This window comes from Mesorhizobium sp. WSM4806 (genome assembly GCF_055811635.1).
Window position 1 is genome coordinate 219,229 of the sequence record NZ_JBVVQZ010000010.1, and the last position, 17,285, is coordinate 236,513.

At 64.7% G+C, this 17,285-nt stretch carries 15 protein-coding genes and 1 pseudogene; 10 read left to right on the forward strand and 6 right to left on the reverse strand.

Features of this window, described 5'->3' with window-relative positions:
• Positions 1–182 precede the first annotated feature (182 nt).
• Together AC0L2M_RS17480 and AC0L2M_RS17485 are read left to right on the forward strand one after the other, a co-directional pair.
• A pseudogene (locus AC0L2M_RS17480) lies at positions 183–743 on the forward strand (ATP-binding cassette domain-containing protein); the annotation flags it as partial.
• Positions 740–1,543: an ABC transporter ATP-binding protein gene (locus AC0L2M_RS17485; protein WP_473535467.1), complete on the forward strand. Its 804-nt coding sequence runs from the start codon at positions 740–742 to the stop codon at positions 1,541–1,543. The pseudogene AC0L2M_RS17480 and the gene AC0L2M_RS17485, both read left to right, overlap by 4 nt.
• On the opposite strand, the gene ggt is transcribed toward AC0L2M_RS17485, so the two are convergent.
• From ggt to AC0L2M_RS17505, 4 genes are all read right to left on the reverse strand, one after another.
• Positions 1,537–3,123, reverse strand: a complete 1,587-nt coding sequence (gene ggt, locus AC0L2M_RS17490) for a gamma-glutamyltransferase (RefSeq protein ID WP_473535468.1) — start codon at positions 3,121–3,123, stop codon at positions 1,537–1,539. The two genes, AC0L2M_RS17485 and ggt, sit on opposite strands and share 7 nt — an antisense overlap.
• A gap of 128 nt (positions 3,124–3,251) precedes the next feature.
• Positions 3,252–4,106 carry a TIGR01459 family HAD-type hydrolase gene (locus tag AC0L2M_RS17495; RefSeq protein WP_473535469.1) on the reverse strand — a complete coding sequence of 285 codons (855 nt, stop codon included), beginning with the start codon at positions 4,104–4,106 and terminating at the stop codon, positions 3,252–3,254.
• The gene (locus tag AC0L2M_RS17500; protein WP_473535470.1) at positions 4,103–5,389 is read right to left on the reverse strand and encodes an FGGY-family carbohydrate kinase; all 1,287 of its coding nucleotides are present in this window, start codon (positions 5,387–5,389) and stop codon (positions 4,103–4,105) included. The genes AC0L2M_RS17495 and AC0L2M_RS17500 overlap by 4 nt, the downstream gene beginning before the upstream one ends.
• Before the next feature lies 1 nt (position 5,390).
• A complete protein-coding gene (locus tag AC0L2M_RS17505) occupies positions 5,391–6,434 on the reverse strand; it encodes a class II aldolase/adducin family protein (RefSeq protein ID WP_473535471.1) in 1,044 nt (347 codons plus the stop codon).
• A gap of 199 nt (positions 6,435–6,633) precedes the next feature.
• Here AC0L2M_RS17505 and AC0L2M_RS17510 point away from each other — a divergent pair, with 199 nt between their 5' ends.
• The 6 genes from AC0L2M_RS17510 to AC0L2M_RS17535 all read left to right on the forward strand — a co-directional run bounded on the left by AC0L2M_RS17510 (position 6,634) and on the right by AC0L2M_RS17535 (position 13,390).
• Positions 6,634–7,416 carry a DeoR/GlpR family DNA-binding transcription regulator gene (locus AC0L2M_RS17510; RefSeq protein WP_023797319.1) on the forward strand — a complete coding sequence of 261 codons (783 nt, stop codon included), beginning with the start codon at positions 6,634–6,636 and terminating at the stop codon, positions 7,414–7,416.
• Positions 7,413–8,792 carry an FGGY-family carbohydrate kinase gene (locus AC0L2M_RS17515; RefSeq protein WP_473535472.1) on the forward strand — a complete coding sequence of 460 codons (1,380 nt, stop codon included), beginning with the start codon at positions 7,413–7,415 and terminating at the stop codon, positions 8,790–8,792. The genes AC0L2M_RS17510 and AC0L2M_RS17515 overlap by 4 nt, the downstream gene beginning before the upstream one ends.
• Entirely contained in the window at positions 8,789–10,333 is a 1,545-nt protein-coding gene (locus tag AC0L2M_RS17520) for a sugar ABC transporter ATP-binding protein (protein ID WP_473535473.1), read from the forward strand. The genes AC0L2M_RS17515 and AC0L2M_RS17520 overlap by 4 nt, the downstream gene beginning before the upstream one ends.
• A gap of 20 nt (positions 10,334–10,353) precedes the next feature.
• A complete protein-coding gene (locus AC0L2M_RS17525; RefSeq protein WP_287054458.1) occupies positions 10,354–11,352 on the forward strand; it encodes an ABC transporter permease subunit in 999 nt (332 codons plus the stop codon).
• A gap of 78 nt (positions 11,353–11,430) precedes the next feature.
• Positions 11,431–12,369 carry an ABC transporter substrate-binding protein gene (locus tag AC0L2M_RS17530; protein ID WP_091595356.1) on the forward strand — a complete coding sequence of 313 codons (939 nt, stop codon included), beginning with the start codon at positions 11,431–11,433 and terminating at the stop codon, positions 12,367–12,369.
• A 127-nt stretch (positions 12,370–12,496) separates the two neighbouring features.
• The gene (locus AC0L2M_RS17535; RefSeq protein ID WP_287344191.1) at positions 12,497–13,390 is read left to right on the forward strand and encodes a sugar phosphate isomerase/epimerase family protein; all 894 of its coding nucleotides are present in this window, start codon (positions 12,497–12,499) and stop codon (positions 13,388–13,390) included.
• A gap of 15 nt (positions 13,391–13,405) precedes the next feature.
• Here AC0L2M_RS17535 and uxuA read toward each other — a convergent pair whose 3' ends face one another.
• On the reverse strand, positions 13,406–14,590 hold the full coding sequence (uxuA, locus tag AC0L2M_RS17540) for a mannonate dehydratase (RefSeq protein WP_473535474.1): 1,185 nt from the start codon (positions 14,588–14,590) through the stop codon (positions 13,406–13,408).
• A 76-nt stretch (positions 14,591–14,666) separates the two neighbouring features.
• Between uxuA and AC0L2M_RS17545 the strand changes: the two genes are divergently transcribed.
• Complete coding sequence (locus AC0L2M_RS17545; protein WP_473535475.1) at positions 14,667–15,452, forward strand: SDR family NAD(P)-dependent oxidoreductase; 786 nt, start codon at positions 14,667–14,669, stop codon at positions 15,450–15,452.
• 266 nt (positions 15,453–15,718) lie between these two features.
• On the forward strand, positions 15,719–16,726 hold the full coding sequence (gene ftsZ / locus AC0L2M_RS17550; RefSeq protein ID WP_023797312.1) for a cell division protein FtsZ: 1,008 nt from the start codon (positions 15,719–15,721) through the stop codon (positions 16,724–16,726).
• 166 nt (positions 16,727–16,892) lie between these two features.
• Here the strand turns inward: ftsZ and AC0L2M_RS17555 are convergent, their stop codons facing one another.
• Entirely contained in the window at positions 16,893–17,126 is a 234-nt protein-coding gene (locus tag AC0L2M_RS17555; protein ID WP_473517764.1) for a DUF6429 family protein, read from the reverse strand.
• Positions 17,127–17,285: the final 159 nt, after the last annotated feature.

Genomic DNA, 17,285 nt, shown 5'->3' on the forward strand with positions numbered 1-17,285 from the left:
CGGGGGGGGGCGCGGGGGTTTTCTCCCTTGGGGTGGCCCGCTCTGGTTTTTTTTTCCCCCTCTTTCCCCCCCCCCCCCCCCCCCCCCCCCCCCCCCCCCCCCCCCCCCCCCCAACTGTGGGGGGTCTCACAGAACGCAAGCCTCTAAAATCCGCCGCCAAACCCAGCCACACCCCCCTCGGTGGCCGCGATATCGGCTTCGTCTTCCAGGACCCGTCGGCCAGCCTCGATCCGGTAATGACGGTTGGCGAGCAGATCGCGGAAGTCGCGCACACGCATCTTGGTCTGACTTGGTCGCAATCCTATGCCAAGGCGAAAGCCCTGCTCGGACGCGTCCGCCTGCCCGACCCGGACGCCGCCTTGCGCGCCTACCCGCACCAGCTTTCCGGCGGCCAGAAGCAGCGCGTGGCGATTGCCGCGGCGATTGCGGCCGGTCCGAAACTGCTGATCGCCGATGAGGCGACCAGCGCGCTCGACACCATCGTGCAGGCCGAGATCGTCGCGCTGATCCGGCAATTGGTGGCCGAGGACGGCATGACGCTGCTGTTCGTCAGCCACGACATCGCGCTAGCCGCCGAGCTGGCCGAGCGCATCGCCGTGTTCCGGCACGGCGAGCTGGTCGAGCTCGGCACGACGGCGCAGATCGTCGCTAGTCCGCGCCACGCCTACACAAGAGCGCTGCTTAACGCCCATCTCGGCCTCGACGCCGAACCGCTGCTGCAGCAGTCAGGAGCGTCGCGGTGAGCAGTCCATTGCTGGCTGTTTCCGGCCTGACCAAACGATATCGTCGCGGCGGCAAGACAATAGCCGCCGTCGATGATGTCTCCTTCGACATCGAGGCCGGCGAGACGCTGGCGCTGGCCGGCCCTTCCGGCAGCGGCAAGTCGACGGTCGCGCGGCTGCTGCTGCGGCTGATCGAACCGGACGCCGGCCGCATCGAGTTTGAAGGTGGCGATTTCCTGTCCCTGAACGATACTGCGTTGCGCGCCCGGCGCGCGCGCGTGCAAATGGTCTTCCAGGACCCGCTCGCCGCCTTCAATCCGCGCGCCAGCGTGGCGCGTGTGCTTGACGATCCCTTGCGCATCCATGGCATCGCAGCCCGATCAGAACGCCCGCGCCGCATCGCCGCTCTGCTCGAGCGCGTCGGCCTGAGCGCTGATCTCGCCGCTCGTGCCATCCACGAGATCTCGGGCGGCCAGCGCCAGCGCATCGCGATCGCTCGCGCCATCGCCACAAACCCGTCGCTGATCATCCTCGACGAGGCGGTGTCCGCGCTCGACGTATCGGTGCGCCGGCAGATCCTGCAATTGCTGCTCGATCTGCAACGCGAGCAACGGATCGCCTATCTGTTCATTTCGCATGATCTCGGCGTCATCAGCGCCATCGCCCATCGTGTCGTCATTCTCGATGCCGGCCGCGTCGCCGAAAGCGGCAACGCCCGCGCGGTCATCGTTACCCCGCAGTCGGCGATCGGCAAGGCGCTGGTGGCGGCAGCGCCAAAACTGAACAGGACCAGCACGCAGGGCGCAGCGGACCGTCAGTAACCCAGCGCGCAACCATCCTTGCGCGGATCGGACGCGCCGGTAAGCGTACCCTTGTCCCAGTCGATCAGCACCAGCTGGCCGCCGCCATGCGGCTCGGTTGGGACGGACACGTCGTGACCTCGCTCGCGCAGGCCGGCGATCGCGTCGGCCGGAACGCCACGCTCGGCCTCCACAGTGTTCTGTCGGTAAAACACGCGTGGCGCATCCAGCGCCTCCTGCGGGTCCATGCCGAAGTCGATCATGTTGGTGAGCAAATGGACATGGCCGAACGGCTGGTAGCCGCCGCCCATCACGCCAAACGGCATGACTGCCCTGCCCTTGGCTGTCACCATGCCCGGCATGATGGTGTGCATCGGGCGTTTTCCCGGTGCGATGCGGTTTGGGTGGTCCGCCGCCAAGCGGAAGCTGCTGCCCCGATTCTGCAGGACGACGCCGGTCCTGGGGCCGACCACGCCGCTGCCGAACGAACCAAAGGTCGAGTTGATGAAGCTGACCGCATTACGGTCGCGGTCGACCACCGAGATGTAGACGGTATCGCTGGGCTGAAGCTCCAGGCGTGGCAGATGCGTCATTGCGCGCGCCGGATCGATCTCGGCGCGAAGCTGGTCGGCATGGGATCTGGACAACAACTGCTGCACGGGGACATGGACCTGGTTCTGGTCGCCGATGAAATTGTCGCGGTCCTGATAGGCAAGCCGCCCCGCCTCGATCTCGAGATGAAAGCGCTCGGCGCCGTTCGGTTCCAGCGAACCGAGCGAGAAGCCCGACAGCACATTCAGCATGATCAGTGCCGTCAGCCCCTGGTTGTTCGGCGGCATCTGATGAATGTCGTAGCCCCGGTAGGATGTGCCGACGGGCCTGACATAGTCGCCCTTCGTCGCCGAAAAATCCTCGAGCGCATGCAGCCCGCCAAGCGCGCGCAGACGCGACACCATGTCGTCGGCGACCTCGCCTTCATAGAAGCCGGCACGGCCACGGCGCGAGACGATGCGCAGGGTCTCGGCCAGTTGCGGCTGCCGGTGCAGCTCGCCGGCCAGCGGCGCCTTTCCATCCGGCAAAAATATCCGCGCGGCATGTTCGTCGGCGGCCAGCAAGGCAGCACTTTCAGCCCAGTCGAAGGCCACGCGGTCTTGGACGACATAACCCTGTTCGGCGTAATGTAGGGCCGGAGCGAGCGCGGCGTCGATGCCCTTCCTGCCATGATCATCGAGCAGCCGGCACCACGCGTCGACGGCGCCCGGCACGGTGACCGCGTGCGGACCGGACTCAGGCAGTTCGTCGTGCCCCCTGTCCAGATACCACTGCGCCTCTGCTGCTGCCGGTGCGCGGCCGGAGCCGTTGAAGGCCAGAACCTCGCCTTGACCGTTGGGACAATAGAGGACGAAACAGTCGCCGCCGATACCCGTCGATTGCGGCTCGACCACCGCCTGCACCGCCGCCGCGCACACGGCTGCGTCCATTGCATTGCCGCCGGACCGCAGCATCTCGATCGCCGCCAATGTCGCCAGAGGGTGCGATGTCGCGGCCATCGCTTCCGTCGCACGAACCGGCGACCGTCCGGGGAGTTGAAAGTCACGCATGCAGTTCAATAGCCTCCGACCAACAAGATGTGAACTGGCAACAGCAGCCAAAGGGCTGCGCCACCGAAAGCAGCACCAACGACGAAACGATCACCATGGCAGCGCTCAACCCTCGCAAGCTGCCGATCTCAATCAGCGAATCTGAAACTGTCCGTGGTGTAATCGGGGTAGGCGTCCAGACTGTCGAAAAGCTCGGCCAGGTCAGGGGTATCTGCCAATATTCCGGACAAGACCAGCGCGGTCGCCACGCCGGCACCAATTCCACCGGCGACATCGTGTTCGACGCTGTCGCCGACACAGACCACGCTGCTGCGGTCCGGGTTGCCCGCCAGCGCCAGCGCGGCGTCGAAGATCGGCGTGTAGGGCTTGCCGATGCGGGTGACGCTGCCGCCGAGGCTCTCGTAGAGATCCGCAAGCTGACCGGCGCCAAAGCGAGGCCCGACTGCCGTCAGCATGATCTTGTCGGGATTGGTGCAGAAGCACGGCACCTGCCGCATCGCTGCCGGTGCAAAAAGCCTGCGATAGTGCTCGATGTCGTAGCGGTCGCCCTCGCTGGCGGCGATCAGCACCAGCTCGGCATCGTCGCCGTCGCTGGTCAGGGTAAAAGGCAGACCTTCAATTGCCGAACGATCGCCCTCGCGGCTGATCAGCAGGCACTTTGTGTTTGGGCGCAGCTTTCCGGATATCGCCATTTTGTGGAAAGACCGCCACGCGATCTCGCCGGAAGAGACAAATTGATCCCAGCTTCCTGGTTCGAAGCCGAGCTTCAGCAGGCGGGCCTCGTTGGGCCGCGCCCGCCTGCCGGAATTCGAGACCAGCACAATCGTCCTGCCTGCGCGCTTCAGCGCCGACAACGCCTCCACGGCGCCCGGATAGGGGTTCGTGCCGTCGTGCAGCACGCCAAACTGATCGAGCAGGAACACCTGATAGCGCTCGACCAGCGCTCCGACGCCGTCGAGATATTCGACTGGTTTCGTGCTCACAACAGCCCCTCTGCGATTGCGCCCATCAGCGCCAGCCGCGCCGTGCCGGCGGCCGCCTCGCCCGAAAGCGCCGGCAGAAAATCGACCCCCAATTTGCGCTGCCGGATCGCGGTCCAGGCGGGATTTGCCGCACCGCCGCCGACGCTTCTGACCGATGTCAATCGGGGGGCGCCGAGTTCGGCAAGCCGGCGATAGCCGAGCGCCTCGACCGCCGCAATGCCCTCCAACATCGCTTTCAGATAGTCGGCGTCGTCCGCCGGCCGCGGCGTCAGGCGTGGCGGCAAATCAGGATCGGCGATCGGAAAGCGTTCGCCAACCGCGGGAAGCGGATAATAGTCGAGACCGGTCTCGGTCAAAGGGTCGATCACCGCAGTCAATTCGATGATGCGCGCGAGAGAAAAATGCTGCGCCAGCACCTTGCCGCCCGAATTCGACGCACCACCCGCCAGATAGGCATCTCCCAGCCGATGACTGTAGATGCCGAACTGCGGCGCCGAGATCGGCCGATCGGAGAGGATCTTGATGGTCAGCGAGGACCCCAGCGCGGTGACGCCGTCGCCAACAGCCGCAGCCCCCGTCGCCAGGAACGACGCGCAGCCATCCGTCGTGCCGGCGACCACGGCGACGTCGCGCGCCAGGCCGAACAGGTCCGCGGCGTTCGCGGTGAGCTTTCCCGTGACATCGCCCGGCTTGACGACACTAGGCAGGAATCCCATGCGCATCCCGGTCGCCGCGATCCAGTCCGGCCAGCGGCGGGCCTCGACGTCGTAGCCGGTCTTCAGGGCATTGTTCTCGTCGCTGGCGTCGAAGCGGCCGGAGAACTGTCCCGCGATCCAGTCGGCCTGATGCAGCACCGCCGCGACGCCAGGCAGGCGCAGGAGCGACAGCGCCTTGGCGAGACCGGACGTCGGCCCACGTGCTGCGCTCACGGCCGGCGCCTCGCGCGCGATCACCGCCAGAATGGCGTCGTCGTCGACCTTGTCGTTGTACATCAACGGCTCGGCCAGCGGCCGCCCGGCGCCGTCGACCGGCAGCAGCGTGCCGGAAGTGCCGTCGACGGCGATCGACCGGACCGCCGCACGATCGATGCTCGAAAGCAGTTCCGTCAGCGCCGCGCCGACCGCTGACCACCATACCGACGGGTCGCGGGCATTCTGGCCAAATCTGTCGAGTGGAACGGCGGAACGCGCGGCAATCGAAAAGTCCGGCCGCATGGCGACGGCGCGGGCGCCCGATGTGCCGATGTCGATTCCGATCGAAAGCGGGCCGGTTGACAACGCCATGTCAGCTGCCGGCTGCATTGAGTTTCTGGCGATACTGCTCGGCGTCCCAGTTGATCAGTTCGTCGTTCTCGGCGGCGGTCAGATAGTTCAGCTTCGCTGCGACGTCGACCCGCGCCGTCACGTCGGCGAGGCAGCGTTGCATGGCATTTGCGCCGGCACTGGCGTCGCCGCGCATCAGCACGCCAAGCCCGGGAAACAGGATCGCCACCGGTGCCGTGCCGCACCGTTCGGTGACACGCATCACGTCCTCACCGGGCCTCGCCACGACCGAACCCTGGCCGAGAAAGATGACGTGATCGGGATAGAGGCTGCCTCCTGACGCCATGCGGCAGCTTTCAGGATCGATCGCGACGGCATGCGCTTCGCCATCCGCCGGCAGCCTGTAGCCGCTGCGTGCGATGAGCGTCGTCAATGCGACAACGTTGGGCTCCGCCACCTTACGGGGCGGCCGCGCCAGAAGTCGTGTGACGCGACGCAGCAGCGCCTCGGCGCCGGCGACGGTCTCGGCTGCGACGACCAGGCCATGGTTGGCAAGGATCAGCACATCGACCCCGGGCCGAAGGCGCTCGGCAATGCCCTGGGCAAGCGGCAGGCCGGGTCGGCGATAGGGAACATACGCCCATTCGAGGCCATCCAGGCGCTTGGCGACTTGAGCCTCGCAGTCGGCCTGCACGGCAAGCGAAATGGTATCGACGCAGTGGACATGCAGAACGACGCGCTGCGGCATCATCGCGTGAACCGTGGTCTCGATCGAAGGACGCAGCTTGCGGGCGTTGAGCGCCTCGATGGCGAAACCCTGTGGCTGATCGGCGGCCGGGTCGCGCTGTTCGACAGCCCTAATCAGCGGCGGGATCGCCACCGGGACCATGATGTCCTCGGCGAGCGCGTCCTTCAACCAGGTGCCGGAAGCCTTGATCCAGAGCGTGTCGCCGGCTTTCAGCGACGTGTTGCCGCCCGCGGCCTGGGTCAAGTGCGGGTCGCGCCCGATGCTGGCCGAAAGCGACCGCAAAGCGCCCAACTCCTGCGCATCCGCATTGATTGCCATCGAAACTCCTTCACAAACCGGCCGCCTAGCCACGGCTTTGGATCCCGGTAGCCGGGACAGCGAGTGACGCTGGTATCGCAGCGGCGAGTAAGTTACGTCAATAGTGATCTTATCCCACCAAATCAAGCTTGCAATCTGATCTGCGTTGAGTAAGTTGCACCAATTGCCGTGGCAAGATGGCATTTCGGGAGGGTATCCGTTGAGCGACTCCGGCCGCCAGCGTCAGATCGTCGAGCTGTTGCGGGATCGCCCCTTCGCCTCGGTGCGCGAGCTGCAGGAGCGGCTCGGCGTATCGGCTGCGACGGTGCGGCGCGATATCGACAAGATCGACGAGGCCGGCGAAGCACGCAAGGTCTATGGCGGCATCTCGGCGCTCGATGGCGCTGCGCAGGCGGGCGTCGCCTATGCCCGGCCCTACGACGAGAACCGCGATCTCGCGGTCGAGGCCAAGCGGCAGATCGCCGCTCTCGCGGCGACCATGGTGCGCGATGGCGACGCCGTCATCGTGCATGGCGGTTCGACCTGCTTCCATCTCGGCGTCAAGCTCGCTGACCGCAACATCCGGCTCTATACCAACTCGATGCCGCTCATCGCCTATTTGAGCGACCACGGCCATTGCAGCCTGACCGTTGCCGGCGGCGAACTGCATCGCGAGCCTGGCATCATCCATTCGCTCACCCAGACGGTGCCGTTCTACGCATCGAAGTTCTTTCTTGGCTCGCAGGGCATCGGCCCGGAGGGCGTGCTGGAATCGCATCCGCTGCTGGTCCGCTCCATCGCCGAGCTCAGCCTATGCGCCGACCAGATCGTGGTGCTGGCCGACAGCCGCAAACTGTCGATCCATGCGCGCAACGTCGCGCTGCCCTTGTCGCGCATCGGCACGCTGGTGACCGATGACGGCCTTTCCGATGCCGACGCACGCATGCTCGAAAACGCCGGCGTCATGGTGCGGATCGCCTCTGCCTCGGGAGCCGTCCAGTGAAGGTGGCTGTCCTCGACTTCGGCAAGACCAACTCGAAGCTGTTCGTCTTCGGTCAGGACGGGCAGATTCTAGGTGAGCGCCGGACCCAGCCGAACTGGACGCGCGAAGGCGGCTTCAGTGTGCTCGACGAAGCAGCGCTTCACGATTGGGCGGCGCGCGCCGTCGGCGAAGCGGTCGACATCCATGGCATAGAGGGCTTGATGGTTTCGGGCCATGGCTGCACCTTTGCCCTGGTCGACGATGCGGCGCTGACGCATCCGATACTCGACTACGAGCAGGAGCCACCGGCCGAGATTGCCGCGCAGATCGATCGCCGCATTCCGGATTTTGCCGAGACCTTCTCGCCGCGCCTGCCGCTCGGCTTCAACTATGGTCGCCACATGCTGTGGCTGAAGACGGTGCAACCAAGCGTGTTCGCCGCCGCCAAATCGATCCTCGGTTATCCGCAGTACTGGAGCTGGCGCTTTGGCGGCCGGGCGGTCTCGGAGGTGTCCTATCTCGGCTGCCACTCGCATCTGTGGGCGCCGCGCAAGCGCGATTTCTCCACGCTGGTCGACGCCGAGGGATGGCGCGGCCAGATGCCCGCCTTCGAGCGTGCCGGCGCGGTCATCGGCGAGCAGCGCTTCGGCGAGGCGACACGGCCGATCGCCATTCACAACGGTGTCCATGACAGCAATGCCGCGCTCCAGGCCTATCGCCGGCAGGCGCCTGGGCCGGTCACCGTCGTCTCGACCGGCACCTGGGTCGTCGTGCTCAATCCGCACTGCCCGCTCGACGCGCTCGATCGCGACCGCGACATGCTGGTCAATGTCGATGTCGACGGCGGCCCGGTGCCGACCATCCGCTTCATGGGCGGCCGTGAATTCGCAACGATCAGCGCCGGTTGGCAGGGCGCGATCGCCCCCTCAGCCGTACAGCAGGTAATCGACGCCGGCATCATGGCGCTGCCCAGCTTCGCGCCAGGCGGGCCGATGCCTGGCCATCGCGGCGAACTGGTCGGGCGCGCACCCACCGCGGAGGAGCGCGCGGCTTTGGCGCTGCTCTATGTCGCGCTGATGGTCGATCTGTCTCTCGACCTGATCCATTCGAACGACACGGTGATCGTCGATGGCGGGCTGAACAGTGGCGGCCTGCTTGCCAGCCTGCTGGCGCAGCTGCGTCCCGGCCAGGCCTTTATGCAGGGCGCCACGTTGGAGGGCAGCGCCACCGGAGCGGCGGCTCTGGCCTTCGAGAGTGTTGGACGCGAATTTGCCGCCGAGGCGCCGGAGCCGGTACGCGCCTCGAGCTTCACCGGGCTTGCCTTCTATCGCGATAGCTGGCGCGGCCTCGCCGCCGACCGAGGCGTCGCTGATGCCGCAGCGGGAGGCGCGCGATGACCGCCGCTGCCCGGATCGAACCCGTGCACCAGCCGGTGCTGGAGATGCGGCACATCTCCAAGACGTTCGGCCCGATTCGCGCCTTGCAGGAAGTATCGTTGACCGTTCACGCCGGTGAACTGCACGCGCTGATGGGCGAAAACGGCGCCGGCAAGTCGACGCTGATGAAGGTGCTGTCCGGCGCCTATCGGCCTGATCCCGGCGGCGAGATTCTGATCGACGGCACACCGGTCGCGACCGGCGACCCGATCAAGGCACGCGCCAACGGCATTGCCGTCATCTATCAGGAGCTGTCGCTGGCGCCCAACCTGACGGTCGCGCAGAACATCTTCCTCGGCAACGAGCCGAGACGGTTCGGCATCGTCGACCGCGACCAGTGCAATCGCCGCGCCAAGGAGATCATCGTACGGCTCGGCGTTTCCTTCTCGGCGCGCGCCTCGGTCTCCAGCCTGTCGCTTGGCGAACGCCAGATGGTCGAAATCGCCCGCGCGCTGTCGACCAGCGCGCGCATCATCGTCATGGACGAGCCGACCACCTCGCTGACCTCGCGCGAAACCGACAGGCTGTTCGAGGTGATTGCGACGCTGAAGGCGCAGGGCATCGCCATCATCTACATCAGCCACCGCATGGAAGAGGTCTACCAGCTTGCCGACCGCGTCAGCGTGCTGCGCGACAGCGGCTATGTCGGCACGCTCGAACGCGCCGATCTGAACGCCTCGCGCCTCGTCTCGATGATGGTTGGCCGTGACCTGTCCGCCTTCTACAAGAAGGATCACCGCCCGCCGGACAGCAAGCGCGCGATCGCACTGTCGGTGCGCGACATGTCGGACGGCAATCTCCTGAAAGGCTGCTCCTTCGACCTGCACAAGGGCGAAGTCTTGGCGCTGGCGGGCCTGGTCGGCTCCGGCCGCACCGAACTCGCGCGGCTGATCTTCGGCGCCGACAGGCACACATCAGGCACGCTGGAACTCGACGGCAATCCGATAGCCATCGGCTCGCCGCGCGAGGCGCTGGATGCCGGCATCGCCTATCTTACCGAAGACCGCAAGGAACTCGGCCTGTTCCTTGACATGTCGATTTCCGACAATATCAGCATGGGCGTGCTCGCCAGGGACGCGCAGGCCGGCGGCCTGCGCGACTTCGCCACGGCCGAAAGGCGCGCCGCCAAGGCCGTTTCCGACCTCTCCATCCGCAGCAGGTCGGTGCAGGCCAATGCCGGCTCGCTGTCGGGCGGCAACCAGCAGAAGGTGCTGCTCGCCCGCCTGCTCGAAACCGAGCCGCGGGTCCTCATCCTCGACGAACCGACCCGCGGCGTCGATGTCGGGGCGAAGTCGGAAATCTACCGGCTGATCGATGATCTTGCCAAAAAGGGCATCGCCATCCTGATGATCTCCAGCGAACTGCCGGAGGTGATCGGCGTCGCCGACCGCGTGCTGGTGATGCGCGACGGCACTATCGCTGGCGAGGTGACCGCATCCGAAGGCCAGCCGCTCAGTCAGGAGGCAATCATGGAACTCGCAACGGGAGCGGCCAAGGGATGACCGACAAAAGCGGCCTGGGGATGACCGACAAGGCAACCGGGATGAGTGCGGGTGACCAGGCGGTCGGCAGGAGCCGGCGGCTGCGCACCGCCTTCGCCGCGCTTGGCATGCTGCCGGTCCTGATCCTTTTGGCGGCCGGCTTCCAGATCATGAACCCGCGCTTCCTCACCGAGACCAACCTGTTGATCGTCACCCAGCAGTCGTCGATCAACATCGTGCTCGCAGCCGGCATGACCTTCGTCATCCTGACCGGCGGCATCGACCTCTCCGTCGGCTCCATTCTTGCCGCCTCGGCGATGGTGGCGGTGATGGTGTCGCTGGTGCCGGAATGGGGCATGCTCGGCGTGCCGGCGGCCATTCTGGTCGGCCTCGGCTTCGGCGTCATCAACGGGCTGCTCGTCGCCTATATCAAGCTGCCGCCCTTCATCGTCACGCTTGGTTCGCTGACCGCCGTGCGCGGCGTCGCCCGCCTGCTCGGCCAGGACACCACGGTGTTCAACTCGGACCTGCCGTTCGACTTCATCGGCAACGGGTCGCTGTTCGGCATCCCCTGGCTGGTCATCATCGCTCTGTCGGTCGTGGTGCTGTCCTGGCTGGTGCTCAAGCGCACCGTGCTCGGCACCTGGATCTATGCCGTCGGCGGCAATGCCGAGGCGGCCCGCCTCACCGGCATCAAGGTGCCGCTGGTGCTGCTCTTCGTCTATGGCGTTTCAGGCCTTCTCGCCGGCCTTGGCGGCGCCATGTCGGCGGCCCGGCTCTACGCTGCCAACGGGCTGCAGCTTGGACAGTCCTACGAACTCGACGCCATCGCCGCGGTCATCCTCGGCGGCACCAGCTTCGTCGGCGGCGTCGGGTCGATCTGGGGCACGCTGATCGGCGGCCTGATCATAGCGGTGCTCTCCAACGGGCTCATCCTGGCCGGCGTTTCCGACATCTGGCAGTACATCATCAAGGGATTGGTCATCATCGTGGCGGTCGCCCTCGACCGCTACAGGCTCCAAGCGGGAGCAAGAACGTGATTGACCTAGTCGCCGGCGTCAACGACCCGGTTCATGTGTAACGCACCGTGAGAGGCGCGGGGCATCAGGAGGAAAACAATGAAGACCATCGCTAAACTGCTCTGCGGCGTTGCCCTCGCGGCCGTCGCCGTCGCACCGGCCTCGGCCAAGGACCTGAACAAGGTCGGCATCTCGGTCGGCCTGCTCGGCAACCCGTTCTTCGTCGCCACCATCAAGGGCATCGAGGACGCCGCCAGGAAGATCAACCCGAACGTCGAGGTGACGTCGGTGTCGGCCGACTACGACCTCAACAAGCAGGTCTCGCAGGTCGACTCGTTCATCGCCGCCGGCGTCGACGTGATCATGCTCAACGCCGTCGACGCCAAGGCGATCGCGCCGGCGGTGAAGAAGGCGCAGGCGGCCGGCATCGTGGTTGCCGCATTCGACGTTTCGGCGCCGGGCGCCGACGTCACCGTGATGACCAACAACGTCAAGGCCGGCGAAGCGGCCTGCCAGTATCTGGTCGACCACACCGGCGGCAAGGGTGACTATGTCATACTGAACGGACCGGCATCGTCGTCGATCCTGGAGCGGGTGAAGGGCTGCAAGGACGTGCTGGCAAAACACCCGGACATCAAGATCCTTTCCGACGACCAGAATGCCGAAGGCTCGCGCGACGGCGGCCTGAAGGTGTTCCAGTCGCTGCTGACCCGCTTCGACAAGATCGACGCGGTGTTCGCCATCAACGACCCGACGGCGATCGGCGCCCAGCTTGCGGCCAAGCAGCTCAACCGCTCGGAGTTCATTTTCACCGCGGTCGACGGCGCGCCCGACATCGAGAAGGAACTCTCTTCCGGCACCTCGATGATCAAGGCCTCGGCCTCGCAGGATCCTTACGTCATGGCCGGCCAATCGCTGCAGATGGCAGCTGAAGTGCTTGCCGGCAAAAAGCCGGCCGAGGCCACGGTGCTGCTCGACCCGCAGCTGATCACGGCAGAGAACCTGAAGGATTACAAGGGTTGGACCGCGGCCCGCTAGCTAAAGCCTCCCAAGGCTGGTGCGGCCGGGCGACCGGCCGCACCAATTTTTTGTTTTGAGCATCAGATTTTTCGCAAACCGGTTCCCACTTCTTGGGTCCGATGCTCTCGAGCAGCAGGAGACGATCATGTCGCGCATTGGAATCCACTCTTTCGTCTGGTCGGCGAGCTCGGCGCAAGACGACCTCGAACGGACGCTGGCCAACACCAGGGAGGCGGGCTTCGACCTGATCGAATTCTCCTATCTTGACCCTGCCAATGTCGATGTTGGCGGGCTGGCCAAGCGCATCGCCGACCTCGATCTCGGCGTGGCGATCAGCATCGGGCTGCCGCCCGACGGCGACATTTCAAGCGCCGACAAGGCGATTGCCGCGCACGGCGTCGAAGTCCTCAATGACACGATCGCGCTCACCCGCGATCTCGGCGGCCGGAAGGTCGCCGGCATCCTCAGCACCAGCCATGGATTGCAGACTGAGGCGCCGACGCGCGATCAATGGAACCGCAGTGCCGCCACGCTTGCCAAGGTCGCGGAGACCGCCAAGGCCGCCGGCGTCACGCTCAACCTCGAGATCGTCAATCGCTTCGAGAGCAATCTGCTCAACACCGCGGCGCAAGGGTTGGCTTTCATCGAGGACACCGGTTCCGACAACATTTTTCTGCATCTCGATACGTTCCATATGAACATCGAGGAGGCCGATGTCGGGTTGGCCATCCGCCACGCCGCCAAAAAGATCGGCTATGTCCATATCGGTGAGAGCCATCGCGGCTTCCTCGGCACCGGCAACATCGACTTTGCCGCGATCTTCGATGCGCTGACCGCAATCGGCTATGGCGACGACCTCAGCTTCGAATCCTTCTCGTCGGAGATCGTCGACGAGAACCTGTCGAAGAAAACCGCCATCTGGCGCAATCTGTGGACCGACAATATGGAGCTGGCCCGGCATGCGCGCCGCTTCATCGCCATCGGGCTGGAGACGGCGCAGCGCAAGGCCGAGCTTGTTGCGTCAAGCCATCAGCCTTAGGGCCGGTTGCGATCCTCAGGCCAGCTCAAAACGTTCCACGGCGCGCATGATGCCACGCAGCTCGGCCAGGCCTTTCAGGCGGCCGATCAAAGAATAGCCGGGGTTGATCCTGGTCTTGCCGATATCGTCGGCGAGCAAATGGCCATGATCGGGTCGCATGGGAATCCGCCAATCAGCGCGACCTTCCCTTCGGCGGCGCGTCTCTTCCTGCATCAAAGCGAGGATGACATGCGCCATGTCGGTGCCGCCCTCCAGATGCTCGGCTTCATGGAAGGAGCCGTCATCCTCGATGGTTACATTGCGCAGATGGACGAAATGGATCCGGTAGGCGAACTCCTTGACCATGCCGACAATGTCGTTGTCTGCGCGCGTACCGTAGGAGCCTGTGCAGAATGTCAGGCTGTTGGCAGGGCTGTCGACGGCGTTGAGGATGAAACGCGCGTCCTCGGCGGTCGAAACGATCCGTGGCAGCCCATAGAGCGAGAATGGCGGGTCGTCGGGATGGATGCACATGCGCACCCCCTCCTGCTCGGCCACCGGAATGATCTCGCGCAAAAACCAGGCAAGATTGTCGCGCAGCTCCTTCGGCCCGATCGAGTCATATTCCGCCAATGCCTCACGAAAACTATCCCGGTTGTAGCTGCGCTCGGTTGCCGGCAGGCCGGCAATGAGATTGCGCTCCATCCTGTCGATCTGCTCTTCGCTCAATTCCTTCAGTCGCGATTCCGCTTCCGCGATGCGTGCCGCGCTGTAGCCGAATTCGGCATTCCTGCGCTTCAGGACGAACAGGTCGTAGGCGGCAAAATCGATCGCATCGAACCGCAGTGCGTAGCCCGTCGTTGGAAGCCGATAGGCAAGGTCGGTGCGGGTCCAGTCGACCACCGGCATGAAGTTATAGCAGATCGTCGCAATGCCAGCCTTGGCGAGCGCACGGATCGTGTCCTTGTACCAGCCGACATAGCGAAGCCGTTCCGCCGAGCCGATCTTGATCGAATTGTGGACGGGAATGCTCTCCACAACCGACCAGGTCAGCCCTTCGGCCTCGATGACCCGCTTGCGCTCCAAAATGTCCGTCAAAGGCCAGGCGCGGCCGTCATAGATATTATGCAGGGCGGATACGACGCCCGAGGCTCCGGCCTGCTTGACATGATCGAGCGTCACCGGGTCGTCAGGGCCATACCAGCGCCAGCATTGTTCCATCGAGGCTTTTCCTTTGCGATAAAACGGAACCGTATTGTTGGGCCACAATGGAAGTCAAATTAAAGGAGTTTGCGCCATGAAGGATTTCGACGGCAAGATTGCTCTGGTGACGGGGACGACCGGGATCGGCCTGGCAACCGCCAGACGTCTTGCGGCGGGCGGGGCGGCGATCATCGCCTGCGGCATCGACCCCGCGGCCAACACGGCGATGAGAGCGGAACTGGGCAGCTCCGGCGCCGAGGCGCTGGTCGTGGCCGTCGACGTCTCCGTGCCGGATCAGGTCCGCGACGCGGTCGCAGCCGGTGTTGAACGGTTCGGCGGCCTCGATATCATCGTCAATTCCGCGGCGGTCCATCCGTATGGCACCGCTGTTAGCACCGATTTCGACATCTGGAACCGGGCGATGTCCGTCAATGTCGGCTCGATCTACCTGACCGCGCATTTCGGTATTCCGGAAATGATCAGGCGAGGCGGCGGCGCCATCGTCAACGTGGCTTCGGTGCAAGGTTTCGCCTGCCAGCAGAACGTCGCCGCCTATTCCACGACCAAGGGCGCCATCCACACATTGACGCGCGCTCTGGCGCTCGACCACGCGCGCTCCGGCATTCGCGTCAATTCCGTCAGCCCGGGCTCGATCCGCACCCCGATCCTGGAAAAGGCGGCGCGCGGCGAAAACGGCACCGACGCCGATGTCGAGGCCGCCTACAGGCGCTTCGGCGAAGCGCACCCCATCGGGCGCATCGGCGAGCCGGAGGAAGTGGCGGAACTCATCGCCTTTCTGTGTTCGTCGAAAGCCGGCTTCTGCACCGGCGCGGACTACAGGATCGATGGCGGCCTGACTGCCGGCATCGGCGTGAAGTAGAACGGGAAGATCGGTCTCGGCTTTGCGGGAGACGTTGTCATCGGACGATTTTCGGTCAGCCGCCACACGTAGCACCAGCGGCGGCGAACCAATAGCGCATAACATGCGCGAGCGCGAATACTGCACTTGCAGCCGGTTCAACCGTCTGATTCCCTTGGTTACGCTGGGCTGTCCTGATTCGCGCACTGTCCAAAGTCTTTGCAGCGCGCCGGGAACAAGCCTTCCACCGACCGCTGCGCTTGCGCATTCAAGGGGAGAGACGGCAAATGAACACTGCAACGAGGCCGACAATCTCGGAGATGAGGCCCAAGATATCCGTCATCGGGGTTGGCGGCGGTGGCGGCAACGCCATCAACAACATGATCGCCGAAGGCTTGCAGGGCACCGAGTTCATCGTTGCCAACACCGATGCCCAGGCGCTCACCATGTCGAAGGCAACGCGGCTGATCCAATTGGGAGCGCACGTCACGGAAGGCCTTGGTGCAGGATCCCTGCCCGAGGTCGGCCACGCTGCGGCCGTGGAATCTATCGACGAAATCATGGACCATCTTGCGGGAACGCATATGTGTTTCGTGACCGCAGGCATGGGAGGCGGAACTGGAACCGGTGCAGCACCGGTCATAGCGCAGGCCGCGCGCAACGCAGGAATACTGACCGTGGCCGTCGTCACCAAGCCGTTCGTCTTCGAAGGAAACCGCCGAATGCATGCGGCCAATGAGGGCATCGAGCGGCTGCGCGAAAGCGCCGATACCGTCATCGTCATACCGAACCAGAACCTCTTCAGGATCGCCGATGCCAAGACGACGTTCGCGGACGCTTTCGCCATGGCGGACCGCGTACTCTACGCCGGCGTCGGCTGCATAACCGATCTCATCGTCAAGGAAGGCCTGATCAATCTCGACTTTGCCGATGTGAAGTCGGTAATGCGCGATATGGGTCGCGCGATGATGGGGACCGGCGAAGCCACCGGCGAGGACCGCGCCAGGAAGGCAGCCGAAGCGGCGATCGCAAACCCGCTTCTCGACGAAGCGTCGATGATGGGCGCCAAGGGCGTCCTTGTCTCGATATCGGGCGGCACTGACATGACGCTGTTCGAGGTCGACGAAGCCGCCACCCGCATCCGCGAGGAGGTCGACGCCGATGCCGACATCATCGTCGGCGCCATTTTCGACAAGGCGCTCGCAGGAAAATTCAGGGTGTCGGTGGTTGCGACGGGATTGCGGCGGGGGCTTGAGATTCCGCTGACGGTGGGGTTGGAAAACCGTGTGAATTGAGCGACGCCCTTATGGCAGCACCACGGCAGGTTTCGACTGAAGGTCCGACGCACCGGACACCGCCGCCAGACGCCCAACCCTGATTGTTGCGGGATAAGCCTGCACAGCAAGTTGTCGGTTTTGCCTGCGCGACTTCTTGCTGTCGAATTGGAACGCCAGGCAGCGCTCATGGCGCCGGCCGCGTGAACAGGGTGCGGAACAGTTCCTCAGCCCGTCGCAGGCCCTCATCTGTCAGAACCACCGACTTCGCCTTGTTTGCCGGATTGGCGATCAGTCCCTTCTGGTGCAAGCGATCCAGAGCATCCCAATCCAATCCCTTCCAGGCGCGCCTCTCTTCATGCAGCGTTAGCCAAAGCAGCCCGAGAACGGCATTGTCGATCTTGTCGGTGTCCGTCTCCATGCCAAGCAGATTAACACGGGAAGACGGCGCCTGCCGAGACCCACACCCTCGGGTAACTCGATGAGGATCAAACTGGCCGCGCCAGGCTGCAAACGCAAAACGGCCCGCGTGATGCGGGCCGTTTTTGTTTGGTTGCGGGGACAGGATTTGAACCTGTGA